The following is an 18115-nucleotide window of genomic DNA, read 5'->3' as shown; positions in this document are numbered from 1 at the left end:
CGGGAGGAAAGCATGGGAAATATCACGCTCAAGAACGTCTCGAAATCCTTCGGCTCGACGTCGATCATTCCGAACATCGATCTCGTCATCGAGGACGGCGAGTTCGTCGTCTTCGTCGGCCCGTCGGGCTGCGGCAAGTCCACGCTGCTGCGCCTGATCGCCGGCCTGGAGGACACCAGCGGCGGCACCATCAACATTGACGGTCGCGACGTCACCGGCGAGGCGCCGGCCAAGCGCAAGCTTGCCATGGTGTTCCAGTCCTATGCGCTCTACCCGCACATGACGGTGGCCAAGAACATCGCCTTTCCGCTGAAGATGGCGGGCGAGGACCAGGCGACCATCGACAGGAAGGTGAAGGACGCCGCGCGCGTGCTCAACCTCACCAATTATCTGGAGCGCCGCCCCGGCCAGCTTTCCGGCGGCCAGCGCCAGCGCGTCGCCATCGGCCGCGCCATCGTGCGCCAGCCTTCGGCCTTCCTGTTCGATGAACCCTTGTCCAACCTCGACGCGGCACTCCGCGGCACGATGCGGCTGGAGATCAGCGAACTGCACCACCAGCTCAAGACGACGATGATCTACGTCACCCACGACCAGGTCGAGGCGATGACCATGGCCGACAAGATCGTCGTGCTGAATGCCGGAAATGTCGAGCAGGTCGGCTCGCCGATGGAGCTCTACAAGACGCCGAAGAACCTGTTCGTCGCCGGCTTCATCGGCTCGCCGAAAATGAACCTGATCGAAGGCGCCCCGGCGGCGAAGTACGGCGCCAAGACCATCGGCATCCGGCCCGAGCACATGGCGATCTCGACCACGGCGGGCGATTGGAAGGCAACAGTCGGCGTTGCCGAACACCTGGGATCCGACACGTTCCTGCATGTCCAGGCCGACGGTGTCGGCCCGCTGACGGTGCGCGCCGACGGCGAACTCAGCGTCCACCATGGCGACAGTATTTATCTCACGCCCGACAAGGCCAAGCTGCATCGCTTCGGCCCCGACGGCAAGGCGTCGGCGGCATGAGGCTGAAAGGCAAATCGGCGCTGATCACCGGGTCGGCGCGCGGCATCGGCAAGGCCTTCGCCGAAGCCTATGCCCGTGAGGGCGCCATCGTGGCGATTGCCGACATTGATCTCGAGGCGGCGCAAGAGACAGCCGCCGGGATCGGCGGCAAGGCCTATGCGGTGAAGCTCGACGTCACGGACCAGGCCTCCATCGATGCCGCGGTGCAGGCGGTGGAAACCAGGACCGGTGGCCTGGACATACTGATCAACAACGCCGCGATCTTCGACCTTGCGCCGATCGTCGATATCTCGCGGGCGAGCTATGAAAAACTGTTCTCGGTCAATGTCGCCGGCACGCTGTTCATGCTGCAGGCGGCCGCGCGCTCGATGATCGCGCAGGGAAAGGGCGGCAGGATCATCAACATGGCGAGCCAGGCCGGACGGCGCGGCGAACCGCTGGTCGCGGTCTACTGCGCCAGCAAGGCGGCGGTCATTTCGCTGACCCAGTCGGCCGGGCTCGACCTGATCAAGCACGGCATCAACGTCAACGGCATCGCGCCTGGCGTCGTCGACAGCGACATGTGGGACCAGGTCGACGCGCTGTTCGCCAAATATGAGAACCGGCCGAAAGGCGAGAAGAAAAGACTGGTCGGTGAAGGCGTGCCTTACGGCCGCATGGGCAGACCGGAGGACCTCGCCGGCATGGCGGTCTTCCTCGCCAGCAGCGACGCCGAATACATCGTCGCCCAGACCTACAATGTCGATGGCGGCCAGTGGATGAGTTGAGGCGGGGGCGGCCTCTTCTCCCCGTGCCTCCGCGGGGAGAAGAGGCCAACATCAAGGTGGCGGCCGCATCGCCTCGGAAGTGCCGCTTCCTACCCTCTCCCGGTGAAGGGGAGAGAAGGGTAACGAAGGCCGCAACCCGGCCAAAGGGTAAACAGATGACCGTGAAACTCTCTTCCGCCAATCTCGCCAACCTGCCCGCCAGGGTCGCAGGTCCGAAATACGACCGCGCAGCGCTGAAGGCCGGCATCGTGCATTTCGGCGTCGGCAACTTCCATCGCTCGCACCAGGCCGTCTATCTCGACGAGCTGTTCAATTCGGGCGTCGGCCACGACTGGGCGCTGGTCGGCGCCGGCGTGTTCGAGGGCGAGAAGATCGGCCGCGGCAAACTGGAAGAGCAGGACTGGCTGACGACGGTGGTCGAGCAGGACGAGGGTCATATGAGCGCCCGCGTCACCGGCGCCATGATCGACTTCCTGACGCCGGGCGATGCCGCCGCCATCATCGAACGGCTGGCCGATCCGGCGATCAAGATCGTGTCGCTGACCATCACCGAAGGCGGCTATTTCATCGATCCTGCCTCCGGCGTGTTCAACCCGACGCATCCCGATATCGTCGCCGATGCGCAGCCGGGCGCGACGCCGAAGACCGTGTTCGGCATCATCCTCGCCGGCCTGGTGCGGCGGCGCGGCGATGGCATCGCACCGTTCACGGTGATGTCCTGCGACAACATTCCCCACAACGGCCATGTCACGTCGGATGGCGTCATCGGGTTGGCCCGCCTGATCGACGAGGATCTGGCGGCCTGGGTCGGCGGCAATGTCGCTTTCCCGAACGCGATGGTCGACCGCATCACGCCGGCCACGTCGGACCGCGAACGCGCGATCCTGGCCAAGGATTTCGGCGTCGAGGACAATTGGCCTGTCTTTTGCGAACCCTTCCGGCAATGGGTGCTGGAAGACCATTTCACCGACGGCCGGCCGCCGCTTGAAAAGGTCGGCGTGCAGTTCGTCAAAGACGTCGCGCCCTACGAGCTGATGAAGATCCGCATCCTCAATGGCGGCCATGCCACCATCGCCTATCCGGCCGGGCTGATGGACATCCATTTCGTGCATGAGGCGATGCAGGAGCCGCTGGTGCGCGGCTTTCTCGACAAGCTCGAGCATGACGAAATCATTCCGACCGTACCGCCGGTGCCAGACACGGTCCTGGAGGATTATTACCAGCTCATCGAAAAGCGCTTTTCCAACCCCAAGATCGGCGACACGGTGCGCCGGCTCTGTCTCGACGGTTCCAATCGCCAGCCGAAATTCATCATCCCGACCATCGCCGACCGCTTGAAGGCGGGAAAGAGCGTCGCCGGCCTGGCACTTGAATCGGCGCTGTGGTGCCGCTACTGCTTCGGCACGACGGACAGCGGCGCGGTCATCGAGCCCAACGATCCGAACTGGGACCGCGTGCAGGCGACGGCAAAGGCGGCAAAGGACGCGCCCGCCGCCTGGCTTGCGATGGAAGACATCTATGGCGATGTCGGGCGCGCCACCGCGTTCGTCGAGGCTTTCGCGCATGCATTGAACCTGCTGTGGACGGATGGCACGCGCGCCACGCTGACGCGCTACCTCGCCGGCAAGCTCTGAAACGGGACCATGGCGCCGGAACTGGTCATTTTCGACTGCGACGGCGTGCTGGTGGACAGCGAGGCGCTGTCGGTCTCGGCACTGCTCGGCATGATCGCGCTTGCCGGCGGCAGTATCGGCGAGGATACGGCCTACGAGCATTTCCTCGGTAAGAGCATGAAAAGCGTGCGCGAGATCCTCGCCCGCGACTTCGGCCTGCCCATCACCGATCAGCACCTGACCACGATGCGTGTCGAATTGATGCGCAAATTCCGCGAGGAGTTGAAGCCGATCGCCGGCGTCAAGGAAGTGCTGCCGAGGCTCGGCTTGCCGTTCTGCGTCGCCTCCTCGGGCACGCTCGACCGCATCCGCTATACGCTCGACGTCACCGGCCTGCTCGGATTGATGGAGCCGCATCTGTTCAGTGCCGGCATGGTGGCCAGGGGCAAGCCGGCGCCCGACCTGTTCCTTCATGCCGCCGCCTCGATGCGGGCGCATCCGCGCAAATGCCTTGTGATCGAGGACAGCCCCGCCGGCGTCGCGGCGGCGCGGGCGGCTGATATGCGCGTGTTCGCCTTCACCGGCGGCGCGCATGCCGGCAACCCTGCCCTGAAAGCGCGGCTTGCGTCGAGTGAGCCGGACTTTATATTCGCTGACATGCTGCAATTGCCAGATCTGATTGCAGGCCTGGGAGCGAGAGACAGAGCATCTTGACGAAACAGTTCGTTTGCGCGGTCGATGTCGGCACCGGGAGCGCCCGCGCGGGCATTCTCGACACCAGTGGCACCTTGCTCGGCCGCGCCGAGCACCCGATCGCCATGCACCAGCCGAAAGCCGATCACGCCGAGCATGATTCGCGCGATATCTGGTCAGCCGTGTGCGCCGCGGTGCGTGCGGCCCGCGAAAAATCCGGTGTTGCCGCCGAGAACATTGCCGGCATTTCCTTCGATGCCACCTGCTCGCTGGTCGTGCGCGACAGGCAAGGCGGCCAGCTCAGCGTTTCGGTGACCGGAGAGGAGCGCTGGGACACCATCGTCTGGCTCGATCACCGCGCCATCGCCGAGGCCGACGAATGCACGGCGAGCGGCCATGAGGTGCTCAACTATATCGGCGGCGTCATGTCGCCGGAAATGGCGACGCCGAAGCTGATGTGGCTGAAACGAAACCTGCCGAAGACCTGGAATGAAGCCGGCTATCTATTCGACCTTACCGACTTCCTGACCTGGCAGGCGACGGGGTCGCTGGCCCGCTCGCAGTGCACGCTGACCGCCAAATGGACCTATCTGGCGCACCGGGAACCCGCATGGCAGCGCGATTTCTTCGAACTCGTCGGCCTCGGCGACCTCTTCGAGCACGGCAATCTGCCCGAAAGGGCCAGTCCGGTCGGCGCTTACATCGGCTCTTTGAGCGCGCAAGCAGCGGCGGAGCTCGGCCTGACGGAGACATGCCGGGTCGGCGCCGGGGTGATCGATGCCTATGCCGGTGCGCTTGGCGTGCTCGGCGGCTTTGCCGGCGACGAGCGGAATATCGGCCGTCATTTGGCGCTGATCGCCGGCACATCCTCCTGCGTCATGGCGATGTCACCCGATCCGCAGCCCTTTGCAGGGGTCTGGGGGCCATACTACGGCGCCGCGCTGCCAAAGCTGTGGCTGTCGGAAGGCGGCCAGTCGGCCACCGGCGCCCTGCTCGACCACATCATCCGCTGGCACGGCGCGGGCGGCGAGCCGAACGCGGCCATGCATGCGAGGATTGCAAGCCGCGTCGCCGAGCTGCGCGCGGCGGAGGGCGATGCACTTGCCGGCCGGCTGCATGTGCTGCCCGACTTTCACGGCAACCGCTCGCCGCTCGCCGATCCACATGCGGTCGGCGTGGTCAGCGGCCTTACGCTGGATTCCTCCTTCGACAGCCTGTGCCGGCTTTACTGGCGCACCGCCGTCGGCATCGCGCTCGGCGTGCGCCATGTGCTGGAAGCGCTGAACGAGAATGGCTATCTGATCGACACGCTGCATGTCACCGGCGGCCACACCAAAAACCCGCTCTTGATGGAACTCTATGCCGACGCCACCGGCTGCACGGTGGTCGAGCCGCTGGCGGACGAAGCGGTGTTGCTTGGCACCGGCATGGTGGCGGCGACGGCCGCCGGGCTTTTCCCCGACCTCAATGCGGCCTGTCTGGCCATGCAGCAGGGCGGCAGGACGCGCGCCGCCAACCCGGCCGCCGGCGCCCGCTTCGATCGCGACTACCGGATTTTCCTGGAGATGCACCGGCAACGCCAGGCGCTCGACGCGATCCAGTAGAACGCGCCTTACCGTGTCAACAAGGATAGGCCGGACTTGGCATCGAACAGATGCATATCCGATTCGTCAAACGTATAGCGGACATCGCTGCGGATAGTTGGGCAGACGCGGCTGGGAACGAGTGCGCTGATCTCCTTGCCGCCAAGAGCGAATGTCACCAGTGCATCGTTGCCATGAAACTCGATGAGATCGGCCGTTCCCGCCAGGAAATTTCCGGCGCTGTCGGGGTTCGCGGGCTTGAGATCCGGGGGCCTGATGCCAAGCACCGCCTGCTCGCCATGTTGGAGCTTGAAGCGCGAGCCGTTGACGGTGAAGACAGTTCCGCCATTGGTCAGCGTCCAGCCATTTCCTTTCCGGGCCATCGTCACGTCGACAAAATTCATGTTCGGCGTGCCGATGAAGCCGGCAACGAACAGATTGCCCGGCCGCTCGTAGATCTCCGCCGGCGAGCCGACCTGCTCGATGACGCCGTCCTTGAGCAGCACGATGCGGTCGGCGAGCGTCATCGCTTCGAGCTGGTCATGGGTGACATAGACGGTGGTGGTCTTCAGCGACTGGTGCAGCCGCGCGATCTCGACGCGCATGTGGTTGCGCAGCTTGGCGTCGAGATTGGACAGCGGCTCGTCGAACAGGAAGACTTTCGGCGTCTTGATCATGGCGCGCGCGATCGCCACGCGCTGCTGCTGGCCGCCGGAAAGCTCGGCCGGCTTGCGGCCGAGATAGGGTTCCAGCCCGAGCGTCCTTGACACCGCTTCGACCCGCTTCTGGATCTCGGCCGCCGGCACTTTCTGGCGCCGCAGCCCAAAGGCGATGTTGTCGAAGATCGTCATGTGGGGGTAGAGTGCGTAGTTCTGGAACACCATGGCGATGCCGCGGTCGCCCGGATCGAGATCGTTGACCACCTTGCCGCCGATCGAGACCTCGCCGCCGCTGATGTCCTCCAGCCCCGCCAACATGCGCAGCAAGGTCGACTTGCCACAGCCGGACGGGCCAAGGAACACGACGAACTCGTGCTCCTCGATCGAGAGATTGAGGTCGCGGATGACCGTCGTGGTGCCATAGGCCTTGTCGACATGAGAACAGGTGATCGCGGACATGGTCAGCCCTTTTCGCCGCTGAGCAGGATCTGCAGCTTGACGTCCTGCGGATGCGCTGCCGCCGCCCGCTCGAAAGCCTCGATGCTGTCGGAGAAGGGATAGGTGCCGGTGATCAGCGGCTTGAGATCGACCTTGCCGGAAGCGATGAGCTGCAAGGCGCGGTCGAAGATGTTGGCATAGCGGAACACGGTTTCGATGCGGACTTCCTTCGATATGGCCGCCGGCACGTTGAGCGCTACCGGCTCCACCGGCAGCCCGACGAGCACCACCGCGCCGCCGGGGCGCACGACGTCGAACAAATCAGCGAAGGCCTTGGGGCTGCCGCTGGCCTCGAAGACGATGTCCGCACCCCAGCCGTCGGTGGCCGCGCGCACCGCATCGACCAGCGGCTGCTCGCCGATGTTGACCGGAACGACGCCGGGATAGCGCCCGGCAATTTCGAGCTTGGGTGCGGAGAAGTCGGAAATCAGCACTTTCGAGCAACCACCGGCCAGGGCGGCCAGCGCGATCATGATGCCGATCGGGCCACAGCCGACGACAGCCGCCACGTCACCCGGAACGATGCGCGCGCGCGCCGCCGCCTGCATGCCGATGGCGAAAGGTTCGACCATCGCGCCTTCGGCGAAGGAGACGTTGTCGGGCAGCCTGTAGGTGAACGCCGCCGGATGCACGGCTTGCGGCGCCAGAATGCCGTGCACCGGCGGCGTCGCCCAGAAGGTGACGTCCGGGTCGACATTGTAGATGCCGAGTTTTGTCGCCCGCGACGACAGGTTCGGTACGCCCGGTTCCATGCAGACGCGATCGCCGACCTTCAGCGTCCGGACATTGGCGCCGATCTCGACGATCGTTCCGGACGCTTCGTGGCCGAGCACCATCGGCGCGCGCACGACATAGCTGCCGATGGCGCCATGGGTGTAGTAGTGCACGTCGCTGCCGCAGACGCCGACCGTATGGATGGCGATCCTGACGTCGTCCGGGCCTACGTCGAGCGGCAACGCGATCTCGCGCAGGGCCAGCTCGCCCTTTTTCTCAAGCACCAGTGCCCGCATCGTGTCGTCCTCGCTTCAAGTCTTTTTTTGCCGGAAAACGGAATTCAGGAATCCGCTGAGCACGCCGAGAAACAAAAGCGGCGGCAGCGACAGAAGCACGACCGAGGCGTTCAGGATTCCCCATGGCACGTTCATGCCTTGCTGGGAGAGTTCCGAGGCGACGATCGGCAAGGTCTTGGCGTTGGAGCTCGACAGCATCAGCGCTATCAGGAACTCGTTCCAGACCAGCACGAAACTGAAAGCCACCGCGCCGATCAGCGAGCGCGCCGCGACCGGCAGCGCGATCCTCCAGAACACCGAATAGGCGCCGTAGCCATCGACGAAGGCGGCTTCCTCGACCTCCTTCGGCACGGCCTGGAAGGCGGGAATGGCGAGCCACATGATCACCGAGATGGTGAGCAGGCAATAGGTGACGATCAGCGCGGCGAGCGTGTCGTAAAGCCCGAGCTGCAGCCAGATCACCATCAGCGGAATGGCGACCGCCACCGGCGGCAGGAAGCGAAGCGACAAAACGAAGAACTGGATGTCGCCGGCCCAGCGGTTCGGGTAGCGCGCTACCGCGTAGGCCGCCGGCAGGCCGAGCACCACGCCGATCAGCACCGCGCAACCGCAGGCGACGACCGAATTGTAGAGGCCGGTCATGACGCTGTCGCGGCCGACGATATAGCTGATGTTGGCCAGCGTCGGCGTGAACACCAGGCGCGGGACGCGGGTGATGATGTCGACATTGTTCTTCAACGAATTGAGCGCCGTCCACAGCAACGGAAACACGGCCATGAAGCCGGCAAACGCCAGCACGGTCTTGCCGATCAGGCGGCCGGGTCTCATGCGATATGGTCTCATGCCTGCACCCGCCTCCACAGCATGGTGAAGGTGATGACGGTGGCGATCATCATCAGCACCGCCATCGCCGAGGCGTAGGAGACCTTGCCGGACTCGATGAAACCTTGCGAGAAGGCGTACATGTCGAGCGTTTCGGTCGCCACGCCCGGACCGCCGCGGGTCATCACATAGATCAGGTCGAAGGAGCGCAGCGACTCGATCATCTTGACGAACATCAGGCTGATCAGCGGCGCCTTGAGCATCGGCAAGGTCACATAGGCGTGGATCTGCCAGCGTTTGGCATGGTCGAGCCGGGCCGCCTCGATCGGCTGCGGCGGCAGCGTTTCCAGGAGCTTCAGCACGATGACGGCGAAGAACAGGCCCCATTGCCAGACGTCGACCGAAGCGACGGCGAACAGCGCCGTCGACGGCTTGGACAGCGGATCGAAGATCAGCCCACCGGTCAGCAGCCGGTAGGGGTAAGTGGCGATGCCGTAGAGCGGATGGTAGGCGAACTTCCAGACGAAGGCCGCCGAGACGCGCGGCAGCAGGACCGGGATGATGAACAGCAGGCAATAGACGTTGCGCAGGCGCGGCGACGCGACCTCGAACATCAGGACGCCCAGTCCGATGGCGACCGTCATTGTCGCGATGACCGTGACGAATTCCCATTTCACCGACACCCAGACGGCATTGAGAAAGCGGCGGTCGACGAACAGGTCGGCGAAGTTCGAGAGCCAGACATAGGAATAGGCTGTCGAGCTGAGTTCACGGTTCTGCAGGGCGATGACGACCGCGTAGAGCGTCGGCACCATCGACAGCACCAGAAGGATGGCGAGTGTCGGCACGACGAAGGTGACCGGCAGGGATGAGCGTCGCGGCATCTGTCTAACCTCTGCTGCGTCTCGAATGATTGAGCATGACTGACCTTTCGCGCGAAGGCTGGCTCAAACCGCAATGATGAAACCAAGACCTGCGGCGCACAGGTTCCGGCGCTCCACCGAATGCCGTGGACCGCGCGCCGCAGGGGGAGGATGGCTTATTTCTTCACCAGCTCGTTGGCATAGGCCTCGAGTTCGTTGAGGCCGCCCTTGATGTCGGTGCGGGTACCGGTGACCAATTCCTCGAGGATGATACCCCAGCGGTCGCCGAGATCGGGCCAACGCGGGTCCTGCCAGAAATTGACCGCCGTGACCTTGCCGGTTTCGGCCAGTGCCTGGCCGAGATCGGCGCCGTAAATATCGGCGAATTCCTTGCTGGCCAGAATGCTGGTGCGGTTCAGCTCGCCGAACTGGTGGGCGTCGAGCCGGCGCTTCTCGTTTTCCTTCGATGTTGCCCAGGCGATGAACAGGCCGGCGCATTTCTTCGAGGCGTCGTCGGCATTGGCCTTCGCTGCGATGGCGAGGCCATGGCCGTAACCGCCGCCGGGCAGTGGCGACGGGGGCGGCAGGAAACCTATGTTGCCGACGACCTGCGAGGTCTTCGGGTCGACCGCCATGCCCGACAGCGGCGTCGATTCGACCAGGATCGCGACCTGGCCCGACAGGAAGGCGCCGGTCGATTCATCCCAGCTGCCGGTCTGCGTGCCGGGCGCCGAATCCTTGAACAGTTTCAGGTAGGTCTCGGTCGCCTTGACCGCGGCGTCGGAATTGAAGACCGGCTTGTCGCCGTCGAACCACTGGCCGCCATAGGCCTTGAAGAACGGCATCCAGCGCCAGACATTGGCGCCCGAACCGCGCGCGCCGCGCAGCGCGATGCCATACATGCCCTTGTCCGGATTGGTCAGCTTCGGCACGTCGGCGATCAGCTCGTCGAGCGTCTTCGGCGGCTGGATGCCGGCTGCCTCCAGCACGTCCTTGCGATAGACCATCAGGTCGCCGCCGCCGGTCAGCGGCGCGAACCAGACCTTGCCATCATAGGTGGCGACCTTCTGGCGGCCCGGATCGAAATCGGCATAGTCGTAGTCGGCCGGATAATAATCGCTCAGCGGCACGATCCATTTCGAGGACGCGAACAGCGCGACATTGGCTTCGTCGACATAGTAGACGTTGTAGTTGCCGACCGTGGACGCATCGGCGCGCGATTTTGCGCGGCGGTCGTTCTCGTTGAGGTAATCGATCTGGAAGCCGGCGCCGGCAAGCTTCTCGAACTCGGCCTTGGAGTCCTCCAGAAGCGTCAGGCCGTCACGTGGCTGCGCCAGCACCTTGACCGGCGCCGAGCAGACCGGCGCCTGCGCCAAAGCGATGGTGGAAACGGCAGCGGAAAGCATGAAAGCTGCACCAAGGCTGGCAGCGAGCCGAATTGGTTTCATTATTTTCTCCTCCAGGAACACGTCGCAGGAAGCGGACGTCCTCGGCTTGCGCGATCCTCACCATCGCCCGAGCGACTTGCCACCCATCGCCAAAATGCGGAGTTGCAACGGCTCGCGCTAGAAGCCCCGTTGCAGAAGACCTGTACTTTTATGCATTGTGCGGCGCAAAAACCGGCATCCGGTTGCGGCCAATCTCACATGAGTATCGATCGGACTCTGGGACAGTGATTTCAGGGCGTGCTTACGCGCGCATCGCCAACCGCTGCCGCGACAGCTTGCGATAGGATGACGGCGTCATCTTGTGCTTGCGCATGAAGGCGCGGTTGAAATTGGAGATGTTCATGTAGCCGACCTGGAAACAGATGTCGGTGATCGGAATATCGGTATCGGCCAGCAGCTTGCAGGCCTGCCACAGCCTCAGCTTGGCAAGGTGGTCACTGAAGGAATTGCCGGTGTTCTTCTGGAAGAAGCGCGAGAATGTGCTCTCGGTCATTCCCGCGAGCGCCGCCACATCAGGCAGCTTCAGATCCTCGGCGAAATGCTGGAACAGATAGGTCAGCGTGCGCTGGATGATGTCGAGCGAGGTGGCATCCAGAACAGGGGAGAAATCCGGCGAAGACAACAGCTCGTATTCGTCGGTCCTGGCGAGGAGATCGACGAGGTTCAGGAACAGGCAGAACCTGGTTAGCCCGCTGACCTCCCCCATCCGTTCCATTGTCTCGGCGCCTTCCAGTGCCGTGCGGCCATGAAAAACCATGCCGCGCAGCGACCGCTCCAGGAACGGCTCCAGTTCGCGCAGTTCGGGCAACAGGCCAGCCGAGCCGCGCAGCCTCTCGGCATCGAACTGGAGGACGATGTCGCGGCCTTCGATCAGCTCGCCCGGCTGCACCGCCGTCACCCAATCATGCGGCAGCCCGCCGCCGACGATGGTCAGATAACCCGGCCCGAACTCGCCGATGTGGTCGCCGACCAGCACCACACCGGAGGATTTTCGCAAGAGGTGGATTTCGTACTCCGGATGGAAATTCCAGACATTGCGCTCCCAGGGATAGTCGTCCAGCCGCCACAGGAAACTGTCGCTCGCCTCGGTGACGATATGTTCGAAGGCCGGCGCCGTGCGAAGCGTCGCAACCGGATTCCTTTTGCGCCTGAACTGCATCCTGCCTCCTGCAAATTTGGGTTCCGTGGCACCTCGCTCGTCCTTGCAATGCGTAGCAGCCTTGGGGCCATGTGTGAAATGGGCCGTCGGAGAGCGTCGGTCACGAGGCTTCAGCGTCATCGGCGATCCGACTGGATCAATCCGTTCCCGCCCCTCCTCCCTTGCCTTCATGTCGCGTTTCGTACAAAAGCTGACGTAAACGCCGCGAAACCGAAGGTCTCGCCGTTTGCAATGCGGCTTCCGGCTTTTTTGCCGATGCGCCGCAACCTTGAAAGAGCGGAATAATGTCTGCGATCGAAGCCGGCGCTCGCGCGCCGGAAAATCTTTGGCGTCAGGAAATCAGGGCGACTTTGGCGCTCGCCTGGCCCATGGTGCTGACCAATCTCGGCCAGACCGCCATGACGGCCACCGACGTCATGATGATGGGCAGGCTGGGGGCGGACACGCTGGCCAGCGGCGCGCTTGGCGCCAATCTCTATTTCATGCCGCTGATCTTCGGCCTCGGCCTGATGCTGGCGACCTCGCCGATGATGGCGACCGAGCTCGGCCGCCGCCGTCATTCGGTGCGCGACCTGCGCCGCACCGTGCGCCAGGGCCTGTGGCTGGCGATCCTCATCTGCGTCCCGATCTGGATCTTCCTCTGGCACGGCGAGAACGTGCTGCTCGCCATGGGCCAGGAGCCCGCTCTGGCGCACAGCGCCGGCATCTACCTGCGCTGGCTGGAATGGGCGGTGCTGCCCTTCTACGGCTATATCGTGCTGCGTTCCTTCATATCGGCGCTGGAGCGGCCGGGCTGGGCATTGATAATCGTCTTTGTCGCCGTCGCCTGCAACGCGCTCTTCAACTGGGTGTTCATGTTCGGCAATCTCGGTGTTGCGGCCATGGGCATATCAGGCTCGGGCCTTGCCACCTCGCTGTCCTCAACGCTGATGTTCGTCGGCATGGCCGCCGTGGTGATGTGGGAGAAGAAATTCAGGCGCTATCATCTGTTCGGCCGCTTCTGGCGGTCCGACTGGCCGCGCTTCAAGGGCCTGCTGCGGCTCGGCCTGCCGATCGCCGGCATCCTTGCTTTCGAGGTGACGATCTTCAATGCCGCGGCGCTGCTGATGGGCCTTATCGACGCGGATTCGCTTGCCGCGCACGCCATCGCCATCCAGATCGCGTCGATCTCCTTCATGGTGCCGCTCGGCCTCAACCAAGCGGTGACGGTGCGCGTCGGGCTTGCGCATGGCGCCGGCAATCCGGAAGGCGTCTCGCGCGCCGGCTGGACCGCCTTCGTCATCGGCGTCTCGTTCATGGCCCTGATGGGCCTGATAATGATCCTGTGGCCGCATCTCCTGATCAGCGCCTTCATCGACCTGGCCAATCCGGCCAATGCCAGGGTGATCACGCTTGCCGTATCGTTCCTGGTCTTCGCGGCCCTGTTCCAGGTCTTCGACGGCGCGCAAGCGGTTGCCGCCGGCATGCTGCGCGGCCTGCACGACACCAAGGTGCCGATGATCTATGCCGCGATCGGCTATTGGGGCGTCGGCCTGCCGCTGGGCGTGCTGCTCGCCTTCCCTTTCGGCTTCCATGGCGTCGGCATCTGGATCGGGCTGTCCAGCGGACTGGCGGTGGTGGCGGCGTTGCTTCTGGCGCGCTGGCTACGGCGGGATCGCCTCGCGCCGCCGCTGGTGTTCGAACACTGATGCAGAGGGCCGCCGGGTTGTCCGGTGGCCTTTCCGTCATTGTCGGCGTCAGCTGTTTTTGAGCGCCGGGCTGAACACCATCAGGCTCAGTATTTCGAACAGCACCTGGGCGCCGGCATGCGCGGTGTTGGTGGTCGCATCATATTGCGGCGCCACCTCGACCACGTCGCCGCCGACGATGTTGAGGCCTTTGAGGCCGCGCAGCAGTTCGAGCACTTCCCGAGTCGTCAGGCCGCCGACTTCCGGCGTGCCGGTGCCCGGCGCGAAGGCCGGATCGACGCTGTCGATGTCGAAGGAGACATAGGTCGGTCCGTCGCCGACTATTCTGCGCGCCTTCTCGATGATGGCGGGGATACCGAGGCCGGTCACCTCCTCGGCATGGATCACGGTCATGCCGGATTCGTAGGTGAACTCCCACAGATATTCGGCCGAGCCACGGATGCCGATCTGGATGGTGCGCGTCGGGTCGAGCACGCCATCGAGCACCGCGTTGCGGAACGGGCCACCATGGTGAAACTTGGTCATGTCGAACAAGCCGCTTGTATCGCAATGGGCGTCGATGTGGATGAGGCCGACCGGGGCCTTCTTGCCGACGGCCTTCAGGATCGGATGGCTGATCGAATGGTCGCCGCCGACCGACAATGGAATGACGCCGGCATCGACGATCTGGTTGGTGCGGCGCTCGATGTCCTCATGGCAGGTCTCGAGTCGGTAGCGGCTCTGGAACGGCACGTCGCCGATGTCGGCGACCCTGAGCTCATGCGTCGGTGCGCATTCCAGCACGTGATTGTAGGGGCCGATGCGCTCGATGGCGCGCAGCGCCCGCGGCCCGAAGCGGGAGCCCGGCCGGTTGGTGACGCCGAGATCCATCGGCACGCCTGTTATCGCCACCTGCAAATCGCCGAAATCCGGGTTGTCGGCCGATATTTCGCGATAGGGTGCGGCGAGGAAGGTGGGGATACCGGAATAGGGCGCCAGCCGCGTGCCTGACTTGGAGAATATCTTGTCGGCGACCTTGCGGAACTTCGGGTCGAACATCTCGCCGCCATGGCTCTCGCCATATTTGCGGCGCAACGCGTCGAGCTTGCCGCTGTCATAACCCATGTCGGTTTTCTCCTGTCTGTTTCTCCGGAGTGTCCGGTAGCGCTTTGGAAAAATCAATTGCGTTCGGACGGGTTGGCTGCCGCAGGTCTTTCTTTTTGTCGGGCCAGCCTGAAACCGGGCAGCGCTTTTGCCAATTCGATGCTATGAGGCCTGTCGCGATCATGGGCGGCAGGCAGCGAAGGCGGTAACGAGACATGGCCAGGACCGATATTGCGCGGCGCGTCTACAACCATACCTGGAAGCTCGACCCGATCGTGCGCAGCCTGCTGGACACGGATTTCTACAAGCTTCTGATGCTGCAGATGATCTGGGGCATGTACCCCAAGGTCGACGCCACCTTTTCGCTGATCAACCGCACCACTTCGGTGCGGCTGGCCGAGGAGATCGACGAGGGCGAGTTGCGCGAACAGCTTGACCACGCCCGCACCTTGCGCTTCTCCAAGAAGGAGATGATCTGGCTGGGGGGCAACAATTTCTATGGCCGCAAGCAGATATTCGAGCCGGAATTCCTGGCCTGGCTGGAGAATTTCCGGTTGCCCGAGTACGAGCTTTCCAGGCGCGGCGGGCAGTATGAACTCTCCTTCAGCGGCCCGTGGATGTACACCACGCTGTGGGAGATTCCCGCACTCGCCATCATCAACGAATTGCGCTCGCGCGCCGCCTTGCGGTCGTTCGGGCCTTTCACGCTCGACGTGCTCTACGCCCGCGCCAAGGCCAAGATGTGGGCCAAGACCGAACGGCTGAAGGCGCTGCCCGGCATCCGTATTTCCGACTTCGGCACGCGCCGGCGCCATTCCTTCCTGTGGCAGCGCTGGTGCGTGGAAGCGCTGAAGGAAGGCATCGGCGAGGCTTTCACCGGCACCTCCAACGTGCTTCTGGCCATGGACAACGACCTCGAGGCGCTGGGCACCAACGCGCATGAACTGCCGATGGTGCTTGGGGCGCTGGCCAATTCGGAAAAGGAATTGAAACAGGCGCCCTACAAGGTGCTGCAGGATTGGCAGCGCTACTATGGCGGCAATTTGCTGATCGTGCTGCCCGACGCCTTCGGTACGGCTTCCTTCCTGCGCGACGCGCCGGACTGGGTGGCCGACTGGACGGGCTTTCGCCCCGACAGCGCGCCGCCGATCGAGGGCGGCGAGAAGATCCTGTCCTGGTGGCGCGAGAAGGGCAAGGACCCCAGGCAGAAGCTGCTGATCTTCTCCGACGGGCTCGAGGTCGAGACCATCGAGGAGACCTACCGCCACTTCAAGGGCAAGGTGCGCATGTCCTTCGGCTGGGGCACGAACCTGACCAATGATTTCGAGGGCTGCGCGCCTACGGCAACCGACAGCCTCGACGCCATATCGCTGGTCTGCAAGGTGACCGAGGCCAACGGCCGGCCAGCGGTCAAGCTCTCCGACAATCCGGCCAAGGCGACGGGCGACCTCAAGGAGATCGAGCGGTATCTGCGCATCTTCGGTGAAAAGGACCGGGTGGAGCAGTTGATCAAGGTGTGAGGGCACCACCGGTGCTTCCGGCATCGCCATACGAGACGGCAAAGTCGGATAGGCTGAGTTCCTTGGCGCCCTCCTCTGTCCTGCCGGACATCTCCCCCTCAAGGGGGGAGATCATGCTGTCATCTTCGTCTTCGCGAACCTCCGGCGTTGCAAGGGAAGCGCCGACAGAGAAACCGCCAATCTCCCCCCTTGAGGGGGAGATGTCCGGCAGGACAGAGGGGGGCGCCGTAGAGTGCCGTCGTCGGTCATTAGCATCTTTGCCTATCGCTCTATTGCTCCTCTCACCCACCCCAGCCTTCGCCCACGCCTCGGACCGCGGCCACGTCCTGCTTCTCCCGACCGGCTATTACCTTGTCGGCGGCGCTTTCGCCGTGGCCGCCAGCTTCCTCGTGCTGGCGCTGCTGCCGGCGCATCGGCTCGATCGTTTCTGGCGGCGGCGCCTGCCACTGTTCACACTGGGTGATGATGCCCGCACCGCTGCCAGCCTGATATCCTTTGCCGGCTTTGCATGTCTCATTGCCGCGGGTTTTCTCGGCAGCCGCGATCCGCTCTCCAACCCGCTGCCTCTGGTGATCTGGACACTGCTGTGGGCCGGCTTCACGCTCCTGCAAGGTTTCCTCGGCGACCTCTGGTCCTGGCTCAATCCCTGGTACGGGCCGGTGCGTCTCCTGTCGCGCCTGGCCGGCAGGGGCGGTGAAGCGGCCAGGCGCCTTCCATCATGGCTCGGATACTGGCCGGCTGTCCTCCTGTTCTTCGCTTTTGCCTGGTTCGAGCTCATCGATCCGGCGCCCGACGATCCGACACGGCTGGCCCGGGCCGCCGGCCTCTACTGGTTGTTCACCTTGCTGGCGATGCTGTCGTTCGGTTATGGGGCGTGGGCCCGTAGCGGCGAATTCCTCACCGTCTTTTTCTCGATGGTGGCACGCTTCGCGCCGCTCGTGCGCGACGAGCGCGGCCGGCTTGCGCTATGCTGGCCGGGCGCCAAGCTGCTGACCGCCGCGCCTTTGCCGGCAAGCGGCGTGGCCTTCCTGCTGCTCGCCCTGTCCTCGGTTTCCTATGACGGCCTGTCGAAGACCTTCTTCTGGCTGGGCCTGTTCGGCATCAATCCGCTTGAATTCCCCGGCCGCACGGCGGTGATCGGCAGTGGCAGTTTTGGCCTCGTCCTGACATTCATGCTGCTTGCGGCGGTCTTCCTGCTTGCCGTGGTCGTCGGCCAGAAGCTCGCCGGCGACGGCCACAGGCTTGGCGAGGCGACGGGGCTGCTGGTCTGGTCGATCGTGCCGATCGCGCTCGCCTACCACATCGCGCATTACCTGACGGCGCTGCTGGTCGACGGCCAGTATGCGCTTGCGGCACTGTCCGATCCGTTTGCGCTCGGCTGGAACCTTTTCGGCACCGCCGACATGCAGATCGAAGCCGGCATCATCGCCGGCGCGGGCTCGGCATGGTGGCTGTGGAACATCCAGGCCGGTGCCATCATTCTCGGTCATCTGCTTGCCGTGCTCGTCGCCCACGGCTTCGCCGCACGCCTGCATCCGGTTCCCGCCCGCGCCGCGCTCAGCCAGTTTCCGCTCACCTTGCTGATGATCGCCTACACCGTCTTCGGCCTCTGGCTGCTCGCCACGCCGACCGTTGGCTAGACGCGGTGGAAATAAACCGGGATCCCCCTGGGGAAACGGCATTGCCGTGTCC

Annotated in this window: 15 protein-coding genes; 8 read left to right on the top strand and 7 right to left on the bottom strand. The window is 64.1% G+C overall.

From position 1 onward, the window contains the following. The first annotated feature begins 12 nt into the window (after positions 1-12). The 5 genes from FJ951_RS08430 (at position 13) to FJ951_RS08410 (ending at position 5694) form a co-directional block, all read left to right on the top strand. Positions 13-1017 carry an ABC transporter ATP-binding protein gene (locus FJ951_RS08430; RefSeq protein ID WP_140514369.1) on the top strand — a complete coding sequence of 335 codons (1005 nt, stop codon included), beginning with the start codon at positions 13-15 and terminating at the stop codon, positions 1015-1017. Beyond that, positions 1014-1784 (top strand): L-iditol 2-dehydrogenase, encoded by a 771-nt coding sequence (locus tag FJ951_RS08425; RefSeq protein ID WP_140514367.1) that lies wholly within the window; start codon positions 1014-1016, stop codon positions 1782-1784. Before FJ951_RS08430 ends, FJ951_RS08425 begins: the two co-directional genes overlap by 4 nt. 155 nt (positions 1785-1939) lie before the next feature. Continuing rightward, positions 1940-3418: a mannitol dehydrogenase family protein gene (locus FJ951_RS08420; protein WP_140514366.1), complete on the top strand. Its 1479-nt coding sequence runs from the start codon at positions 1940-1942 to the stop codon at positions 3416-3418. Between the two features lie 9 nt (positions 3419-3427). Next, the gene (locus FJ951_RS08415) at positions 3428-4111 is read left to right on the top strand and encodes an HAD family hydrolase (RefSeq protein WP_140514364.1); all 684 of its coding nucleotides are present in this window, start codon (positions 3428-3430) and stop codon (positions 4109-4111) included. Beyond that, positions 4108-5694, top strand: coding sequence for an FGGY-family carbohydrate kinase (locus tag FJ951_RS08410; RefSeq protein WP_140514362.1), 1587 nt, complete (start codon positions 4108-4110; stop codon positions 5692-5694). The genes FJ951_RS08415 and FJ951_RS08410 overlap by 4 nt, the downstream gene beginning before the upstream one ends. An 8-nt stretch (positions 5695-5702) precedes the next feature. On the opposite strand, the gene ugpC is transcribed toward FJ951_RS08410, so the two are convergent. The 6 genes from ugpC to FJ951_RS08380 form a co-directional block, all read right to left on the bottom strand. Further along, positions 5703-6791: a sn-glycerol-3-phosphate ABC transporter ATP-binding protein UgpC gene (ugpC, locus tag FJ951_RS08405; protein WP_140514360.1), complete on the bottom strand. Its 1089-nt coding sequence runs from the start codon at positions 6789-6791 to the stop codon at positions 5703-5705. 2 nt (positions 6792-6793) lie between these two features. Continuing rightward, entirely contained in the window at positions 6794-7840 is a 1047-nt protein-coding gene (locus FJ951_RS08400) for an NAD(P)-dependent alcohol dehydrogenase (RefSeq protein WP_140514358.1), read from the bottom strand. Between the two features lie 15 nt (positions 7841-7855). Continuing rightward, positions 7856-8668: a carbohydrate ABC transporter permease gene (locus FJ951_RS08395; RefSeq protein WP_140491365.1), complete on the bottom strand. Its 813-nt coding sequence runs from the start codon at positions 8666-8668 to the stop codon at positions 7856-7858. 11 nt (positions 8669-8679) lie between these two features. After that, on the bottom strand, positions 8680-9546 hold the full coding sequence (locus FJ951_RS08390) for a sugar ABC transporter permease (RefSeq protein WP_140514356.1): 867 nt from the start codon (positions 9544-9546) through the stop codon (positions 8680-8682). Between the two features lie 155 nt (positions 9547-9701). Continuing rightward, entirely contained in the window at positions 9702-10931 is a 1230-nt protein-coding gene (locus tag FJ951_RS08385) for an extracellular solute-binding protein (RefSeq protein WP_246671695.1), read from the bottom strand. 283 nt (positions 10932-11214) lie between these two features. Next, the gene (locus tag FJ951_RS08380; protein ID WP_140514353.1) at positions 11215-12132 is read right to left on the bottom strand and encodes an AraC family transcriptional regulator; all 918 of its coding nucleotides are present in this window, start codon (positions 12130-12132) and stop codon (positions 11215-11217) included. A 284-nt stretch (positions 12133-12416) separates the two neighbouring features. Between FJ951_RS08380 and FJ951_RS08375 the strand changes: the two genes are divergently transcribed. Continuing rightward, positions 12417-13820, top strand: coding sequence for an MATE family efflux transporter (locus FJ951_RS08375; RefSeq protein ID WP_140514351.1), 1404 nt, complete (start codon positions 12417-12419; stop codon positions 13818-13820). A 48-nt stretch (positions 13821-13868) separates the two neighbouring features. On the opposite strand, the gene speB is transcribed toward FJ951_RS08375, so the two are convergent. Next, positions 13869-14924: an agmatinase gene (gene speB, locus FJ951_RS08370; protein WP_140491375.1), complete on the bottom strand. Its 1056-nt coding sequence runs from the start codon at positions 14922-14924 to the stop codon at positions 13869-13871. Positions 14925-15118: 194 nt separating this feature from the next. On the opposite strand from speB, the gene pncB reads away from it, so the two are divergent. Both pncB and FJ951_RS08355 read left to right on the top strand, forming a co-directional pair. After that, positions 15119-16423 carry a nicotinate phosphoribosyltransferase gene (gene pncB / locus FJ951_RS08365; protein WP_140514349.1) on the top strand — a complete coding sequence of 435 codons (1305 nt, stop codon included), beginning with the start codon at positions 15119-15121 and terminating at the stop codon, positions 16421-16423. 200 nt (positions 16424-16623) lie between these two features. Beyond that, complete coding sequence (locus tag FJ951_RS08355; protein WP_140514347.1) at positions 16624-18063, top strand: hypothetical protein; 1440 nt, start codon at positions 16624-16626, stop codon at positions 18061-18063. Positions 18064-18115: the final 52 nt, after the last annotated feature.

It is taken from the genome of Mesorhizobium sp. B2-2-3 (assembly GCF_006442405.1).
Lineage (GTDB): Bacteria > Pseudomonadota > Alphaproteobacteria > Rhizobiales > Rhizobiaceae > Mesorhizobium.
The sequence above is the reverse complement of the archived record's forward strand: the minus strand, read 5'-3'. Positions and strand labels throughout refer to the sequence as shown.